Raw genomic sequence first — 7594 nt, 5'->3', positions numbered from 1 at the left:
GAACTGGCCCGCGAGGCCCAGCTCGAGAAGGCCCAGCGCCTGGCGGCATTGGCACGGCCGGCGCCGCCCCGCCATCCCGCGGGCCGTCCGCATCCGTTGCGGCCGCAACCGCCTGACACGGCCGATCACGGCCGGGAAGAAGAGGGCTGATGCGAAGCCCGGCACTGTGCTCGCAACAAAGTGAGGCATTTCGGGCCGGCTTGACGTAACGTCACGCGGTCCGGTCCGTAGCTTCAGGCGAAACGCCGCTTCCACGGAGACCACCATGATCGATCGTCGCCTGCTTCTCACCTCCGCTGCCGGATTGCTCGGCCTGCTGTCGTTGCGCTGGTTCGGAACGACCGCGCCGGCTCGCGCCGCCGAAAAATTCGAGATCGAGAAAACCGACGCCGAATGGCGCTCGCAGCTGACGCCGGAGCAATATGACATCCTGCGTCGGGAGGGCACCGAGCGGCCCTGGACCAGCGCGTTGCTCAAGGAACATCGCAAGGGCACCTTCGCCTGCGCCGGCTGCGACCTGCCGCTGTTCGCCTCCGAGACCAAGTTCGAGAGCGGCACCGGCTGGCCGAGCTTCTACAAGCCGCTGGATAACGCGGTCAGCACCCACACCGATCGTACCTTCGGCATGGCGCGCACCGAGGTGCACTGCCGCCGCTGCGGTGGCCATCTCGGCCACGTCTTCGACGATGGCCCGAAGCCGACCGGCCTGCGCTACTGCATGGACGGCCTCGCGCTGACCTTCCATCCGGCGGCGCCTAAAGAGAGCTAACAAAACCTTCGACCGGTTTCGCCGGCTCGTCCGTTCAAGATTTGCAAACGGATCGTGACGAGCCGGCGCCCCACCCAAAGCGGCGGGTGAGCGCATGATCTCGCGCAGCCCGAGCCCGGCAAGAGTTGCCCGCTCGGCAATTGTTCACCAGTTTTTGCGCCGCTGTTTCTGGCACGCTTTTAACTAAGCGTCTGATTTGACATGTCTTTCGTTGTTGGCACAACGATTGCGACAGTCTCCGCGAAGTGCGGTGCGGGTGATCCCAAACCCCGAACCGCCGGATCGAAACGTGGAGACTTTGGTATGGGTATCTTCGACGCGCTGAACACTTCCGTGGGCGGCTTGCAGGCGCAGTCCTTCGCCCTGCAGAACATTTCGGGCAACATCGCCAACGCTTCGACCACCGGCTACAAGGGAATCGAGACCTCGTTCGAGGATCTCATTCCGGATGCCACCACGCCGAGCAAGCAGGTCGCCGGCGGCGTCACCGCCTTCGCGCAGTCTACCATCACCACCCAGGGCACCGTGACCACGACGACGGTCGCCACCAACATGGCGATCAATGGCGACGGTTTCTTCTCGGTGCAGAAGGCGAACTCGATCACCGACAACGTACCGGTGTTCTCCGGCACCACCGACTACACCCGCCGTGGCGACTTCCAGGTCAACGCCAACGGCAATTTGGTCAACGGCGCCGGCTACTACCTGATGGGCGTCTCGGTCGACGCCAAGACCGGCAACCCGACCGGCAACGTGCCGGCGGTGCTGCAATTCCAGAACAACTTCATCCCGGCGCAGGCGACCTCGGCGGTCCAGTACGCCGCGAACCTGCCGACCACGCCCAAGACACCCGCAAGCTCCAGCGCGTCGGCCGGCACCCTCGCCGCCGCCGGCGGCCTCAATCCGGCGGACTTCGCCGCCAACCCACTGCCGGTCGGCACGCCGGCCGCTCCCTACACCGACAACACCATCACCGGATCGGCCGCCTTGAACCAGGCGGCAACGCCGGCGCCGATCACGACGGCGACTAAGCTGTCCGGCACGGCGCCAAGCGACTCGCTGCCGACGAGCTTCGCGTCCGGCGACGTCATAGTCGTGAACGGCACCAGCCTCAACTTCATCGCCGGCACGACATCGAGCGGCACCAATATCGCGATCGGCGACAATGTCGGCGCGCTGTTCTCGGCGATCCAGGGCATCACCGGCGTGGCCCCGACCATCAATGCCGCGACCGGTGCGATTACCCTCCACACCGGCACGGCGGCGAACCTCAACATCACCAGCACTGCTCCGGCCTTCTCGGCGCTCGGCTTCGCATCTCCGGTCACGATGGCCCGCGGCGGCGGCGGCACCGCCGGCACCGGCGTCGTGCAGGCCAACGACATCACGGCCTTCACCAACGAATCCATCAGCGGTGGCGCGGTCACCTGCTACAACGCGGCCGGCACGCCAGTGAACGTGCAGATGCGCTGGGCCAAGACCGACAGCGCCTCGCTCGGCTCCGGTCACCAGGACACCTGGAACCTGTTCTACCAGACCTCGACCACGGCAACCGGCACCGGCGTGTCCTGGGTCAATTCCGGGACCAACTTCACATTCTCCTCCAACGGCGCGCTGTCGTCGCCGACCGGCTCGGCAATCAGCATCCCCGGCGTCGTCGTCGACGGGCAATCGCTCGGCTCGCTCTCCGTCAACATTTCCTCCGGCGCACTGACGCAATATGCGAGCACCGCCGGCGCCGCCACCATCAACACCATCTCGCAGAACGGCTTCTCCGCCGGTCAGCTGCAATCGGTCGCGATCAACAATTCGGGCCTGGTGGTCGGCACCTTCTCGAACGGCCAGAACATCGATCTCGCCCAGGTCACGCTGTCGCACTTCAATGGCACCAACTACCTGAAGGCACTCGATGGCGGCGCCTACGCGGCCACCGACCTCTCGGGTCCGGCGATCATCGGCGCCTCCGGTACGATCTCCGGCTCGTCGCTGGAAGGATCCAACACCGACATCGCCGACGAGTTCACCAAGCTGATCGTGACCCAGCAGGCCTATTCGGCCAACACCAAGGTGATCACGACGGCCAACGACATGGTTCAGTCTCTCCTAAGCGTGCTGCGCTGATCGCATGCGCGCCTCGCGACATAACATGAAACGAGCATCATCATGGGTCTGAGTTCGGCTCTAGCCACCGCGATGGCGGGCCTGCGCTCAACGCAGGCGTCGCTTTCGATCATCTCGTCGAATGTCGCCAATGCGCAGACACCCGGCTACGTCGCGCAGAACCCCAACCAGGTCGAGGTCGCGAGCGGCAATTACGGCTCGACCGTTGCCACCAACGGCGTCAACCGTCAGCTCGATCTGTTCGTGCAGAACCAGCTCCGCACCGAGACCGCGGGCGGCGGCTACGCTGACCAGATGGCCAACATTCTCGGCCAGCTGCAAAGCGTCTACGGCACGCCCGGCGGCGACGGTACGCTGGAAGGCACGCTGAACAACTTCACCACCGCGCTGCAGTCGCTGTCGAACAATCCCAGCGACAGCTCGGCGCAGGCGGTGGCGCTGTCGGCGGCGCAGTCGCTGGCGCAGCAGCTCAACACGACGACGCAGGGCATCCAGACGTTGCGCACCAACGTCTCGCAGGATCTCGGCACGTCGACGACTGCGGCCAACGGGCTGATGACCCAGATCGCGCAGTTCAACACCCAGCTGCAGGGCCTCAGCAGCAATGATCCGTTGGCCGCGACGCTAATGGATCAGCGCGACAGCGCCATCACCCAGCTTGCGAAATACACCGATGTCCGGGCGGTGACCGATGGCAATCAGGTCAACCTGTTCACGACATCGGGCATCCAGCTCGTCGGCGCGGGCCTCGCGTCGCAATTCCAATATACGTCGCCGGGCTCGCTGAACGCGACGTCGCTCTACAGCACAAACCCGACCCAGAACGGGGTCGGCTCGCTCACCATCAAGCTGCCGAACGGCGCAGCGCTCGATGTGGCCTCCAACAATGTGGTGGGCTCGGGCCAGATCGCAGCCGACATCAAGCTGCGCGACCAGACCCTGGTGCAGGCGCAGACCCAGGTCGACCAGCTCGCCGCCACGATGTCCTCGGCGCTGTCGGACAAGACCACGGCAGGCACGCCGGTCTCCGGCCCGCCATCGGGCTTCGACGTCAGCACCTCGGGGCTATCAGCAGGCAACAGCATCAACCTGACCTACACCGACTCGAGCAACGTCCAGCACCAGATCAAGATCGTCAACGTTACCGATCCGTCGGCGCTGCCGTTGCGGAACGGGGTGAATGCCAACCCGACCCTGGTCGGCGCCAACTTCTCGCTCGGCTTGGCCTCGGTGGTGTCGCAGCTCAATACCGCGCTTGGCGGCGCGCACCTGCAGTTCACCAATCCCTCCGGCTCGACCTTGCGCATCACCGATGACGGCACCAGCGCAGCGACGGTGAACTCGGCTTCGGCCACGACCACGGTGCAGACGCTCGCGAGCGGCAACGCGCAACTGCCGCTGTTCACCGACGGTACCACGTTCTACACCGGCGCCATCACCGGCAGCGGGTCGGAAATGACCGGGCTCGCCGGGCGCATCACGGTCAACGCCGCGCTGACAGCCGATCCGGCCAGGCTTTCGAACTATTCGAGCTCTTCGACAACAGCGGCGGGCGATGCCACGCGTCCGAGCTTCCTGTTCTCGCAGCTGACGCAGGCGACCTTCAGCGTCTCGCCGACCACGGGGCTCGGCTCGTCGGCGCAGCCGTTCAAAGGCACGGTGTCGAGCTATCTGCAGCAGTTCATCAGCCAGCAGGGCAATGCCGCCACGCTCGCAACCCAATTGCAGCAGGGGCAGAGCGTGGTGGTGTCGACCTTGCAGCAGAAATTCAACTCGACCTCGGCCGTCAACATGGACGCCGAGATGTCAAACCTGATCCAGGTCCAGAACACCTATGCGGCCAACGCTCATATCATGTCGGTGGTCCAAAGCATGATGCAGAGCCTGCTTCAGGCCAACAGGTAAGGCGCGTCACATGTCGATCAGCAGCATCAATTACGGTTCGTCCTTGCTCGGCCTGTCCGTGCGCAACATCAACAATCAGCTTTCCGACCTCTCGACGCAGCTCTCCAGCGGCGTCAAGTCGAGCACCTATGCCGGCATGGGCGCGGACGAAGGCTTTGCGGTCGCCGCGCGTTCGCAACTGTCGAACATCGCCGCCTTCACCAGCACGATGACCCACGTCAACACCATCATCGGGGCGGCGAACACCGCACTGCAGTCGCTGCAGTCGATCCATGACCAGGTGCAGAGCGGAGCCTCGGCATCGCCTCAGAACGTGACCAGCTCGGGCCAGAGCGTCGGCCAGCAGACCGCGCTGTCCAACCTGTCGGCGATTGTTGGCATCGTCAACAGCCAGGTCGGCGACCGCTACATCTTCTCGGGCTCGGCGACCAATCAGCCGGCGATGGCCGCTGCAGACGATATCCTGAACGGCACTCCGACCCAGGCCGGGCTGAAGCAGGTGATATCGGAGCGGCAGCAGGCCGATCTCGGCACCACCGGGATGGGGCGGCTCGTGCTGTCGTCTTCGAGCACGGTCCCGCTGACACTTGCTGAGGATGCCGCCAACTCGCCGTTCGGCTTCAAGCTCGACAGCGTGAACTCCTCGCTGACCAATGCCGCAATCTCCCAGCCATCCGGAACGCCGACGTCGGTCTCGGTGGATTTCACTGCTGGCGATCCCAATCCAGGGGACCAGATCACCTTCAAGTTCGACCTGCCGGATGGCACCACGGAGGCGATCCAGCTCACCGCTTCGAACACGACGCCGTTGGCGGCCAACAGCTTCGCCATCGGGGGCTCGCCGGCGGCGACAACGGCGAATCTGCAGACGGCGCTCGGCAGCGCGATCACCACGCTGGCCAACACCTCGTTGAAGGCGGCCTCCGCCGTCGAGGCCGGTAACGACTTCTTCAACGCCGGTAGCGTCGCAACCGGAAGCGCGGTCAACAACAACAACTCCACGACGCCGGCGCGGATCACCGGTGCCACCCTGCTGTCGGGGACAGCCAGCGCCACCTCCAATTCGATCAGCAGCAGTTTCGCGGCCAACGACACCATCACGGTGAATGGGCAGACGATCACGTTCGTGGCCTCCGGTGCGACCGACAACAACCACGTCAACGTCACCGACAGCGTGCAGACGCTGCTGTCGAAGATCGACGCGCTGAGCGGCACGTCGACGCCGTCCACGGTCACTGCCGGGCGCATCTCGCTGCACACCGACGATCCCGCGAGCTTCTCGGTCTCGAGCTCGAACACGACTGCCTTTGCGGCGCTCGGCTTCTCGGGAACCGTGACCGCACCGACCCCGCCGTTGCGCGTCTCCGGCTCGCCGCTCGGTTCGGCGACCAGCCTCGCCAACGGCTCGGCCAATACGGTCGCCTGGTACACCGGCAACAGCAGCTCGGGCAGCGCACGGTCGACCGCTTCGGTCCAGATCGACACCTCGCAGAGCGTACAGTTCGGAGCCCAGGCCAACGAGACGGCGATCCGCACGCTGGTGCAGCAGACCGCAGTCTATGCAGCGGTCTCGGCCTTGCCGAGCGCCTCCGATCCAACCGGTCAGATCGCGGCAAAGCAGATCGGCGCCCTCAGCCAACGCATCGCCGCCAATATGACGCCGCAGCTTGGCCAGCAGACGATTTCGGACATCCAGACCGATTTCGCCAACGCCCAGACCACGATGAAGGATGCCGGCGCACGGCAGACCCAGGCGAAGGCAGCGCTGCAGAGCATGGTCGACCAGACCGAGGGCATCTCCCAGAACGAGGTCGCTGCCCAGATCCTGCAGCTGCAGACCAATCTGCAGGCGTCCTACCAGACGACCTCGATGTTGTCGCAGCTCTCGCTGGTGAAGTTCCTCTAGGAATTAACCCAGGGGTGGTCCCGTTAGGCTTTCGTTAACCACGTCTGTTTAACCTTCGTTTAGACGTGGGGCGATGTCATGCCTCATTGGGATCGCGACCATGACCGAGCGGATTCACCTGGTGATTGCCACGCCCTGTTTCGGGGGGCAGGTGTCGAGCATCTACGCAAGCTCGATCTTCGCCCTGCAGCGCGAGCTGCGCGCGACCTCCAACGTCAACCTGACCGTTCATATGCGGGATGGCGATGCCTTGATCACGCGGGCGCGCGCCAATCTCGTCGCGTTGTTTCTGAGTGATCCGACCGCCACCCATTTCCTGTTCGTGGACGCCGATATCGGCTTTACGCCAAGCCAGGTGTTCCGGCTGATCGAATCCGGCGGCGACGTCGTTGCCGGCATCTATCCCATCAAGCGGGTCAATTGGGACAAGGCGAAGCGGGCGATCGATGCCGGCCGCGCGAACCTTGCATCGGCTTCACTGGATTACGTGTTCGAGATCGACGATCCCGATCACGTCGTGGTTGCCAATGGCTTTGCCCGGGTGCGCTACGCAGGCACCGGGTTCCTGATGATCCGCCGTCATGTGCTGGAGCGGATGTGCGCGCACCCCGACTATGCGTCGCTGCGGTTCATCCGCGAGCATTCGCATGATGCATTGGCCGGCAACCCGAACCGTTTCGCGCTGTTCGAATGCATGATCGACCCGGCGACCGGCACCTATCTCAGCGAGGACTTTGCGTTCTGCAAGCGCTGGACCGATCTCGGCGGCGAGATCTGGGCTGATCTCGAAAGCCGCCTGGACCATGTCGGTCCAGCCGTGTTCCGCGGCGACGTCGGGTCGCAATTCGTCGCAGCGCCCGCTGCGGCCGATGCTGCGTAAGATTTTGCGATGA

Annotated in this window: 5 protein-coding genes; all 5 read left to right on the top strand. The window is 64.6% G+C overall.

The window, feature by feature from the left end:
* Nucleotides 1-265: 265 nt before the first annotated feature.
* Nucleotides 266-769: a peptide-methionine (R)-S-oxide reductase MsrB gene (gene msrB, locus WA702_RS27950; RefSeq protein WP_425113774.1), complete on the top strand. Its 504-nt coding sequence runs from the start codon at nt 266-268 to the stop codon at nt 767-769.
* A gap of 303 nt (nt 770-1072) precedes the next feature.
* Complete coding sequence (locus WA702_RS27945; protein WP_425113773.1) at nt 1073-2890, top strand: flagellar hook-basal body complex protein; 1818 nt, start codon at nt 1073-1075, stop codon at nt 2888-2890.
* Between the two features lie 42 nt (nt 2891-2932).
* Nucleotides 2933-4795: a flagellar hook-associated protein FlgK gene (gene flgK, locus WA702_RS27940; protein ID WP_425113772.1), complete on the top strand. Its 1863-nt coding sequence runs from the start codon at nt 2933-2935 to the stop codon at nt 4793-4795.
* Nucleotides 4796-4805: 10 nt separating this feature from the next.
* Nucleotides 4806-6701: a flagellar protein gene (locus WA702_RS27935; protein ID WP_425113771.1), complete on the top strand. Its 1896-nt coding sequence runs from the start codon at nt 4806-4808 to the stop codon at nt 6699-6701.
* A 100-nt stretch (nt 6702-6801) separates the two neighbouring features.
* On the top strand, nt 6802-7581 hold the full coding sequence (locus WA702_RS27930) for a hypothetical protein (protein ID WP_425113770.1): 780 nt from the start codon (nt 6802-6804) through the stop codon (nt 7579-7581).
* Nucleotides 7582-7594: the final 13 nt, after the last annotated feature.

The organism is Bradyrhizobium sp. (assembly GCF_049798375.1).
Classification (GTDB): domain Bacteria; phylum Pseudomonadota; class Alphaproteobacteria; order Rhizobiales; family Xanthobacteraceae; genus Bradyrhizobium.
This window is presented reverse-complemented; position numbering and strand designations above follow the sequence as displayed.

Coding starts and splice junctions, on each gene's coding strand:
- msrB (WP_425113774.1), top strand. CDS start 266: ATGATCGATCGTCGCCTGCTTCTCACCTCCGCTGCCGGATTGCTCGGC.
- WA702_RS27945 (WP_425113773.1), top strand. CDS start 1,073: ATGGGTATCTTCGACGCGCTGAACACTTCCGTGGGCGGCTTGCAGGCG.
- flgK (WP_425113772.1), top strand. CDS start 2,933: ATGGGTCTGAGTTCGGCTCTAGCCACCGCGATGGCGGGCCTGCGCTCA.
- WA702_RS27935 (WP_425113771.1), top strand. CDS start 4,806: ATGTCGATCAGCAGCATCAATTACGGTTCGTCCTTGCTCGGCCTGTCC.
- WA702_RS27930 (WP_425113770.1), top strand. CDS start 6,802: ATGACCGAGCGGATTCACCTGGTGATTGCCACGCCCTGTTTCGGGGGG.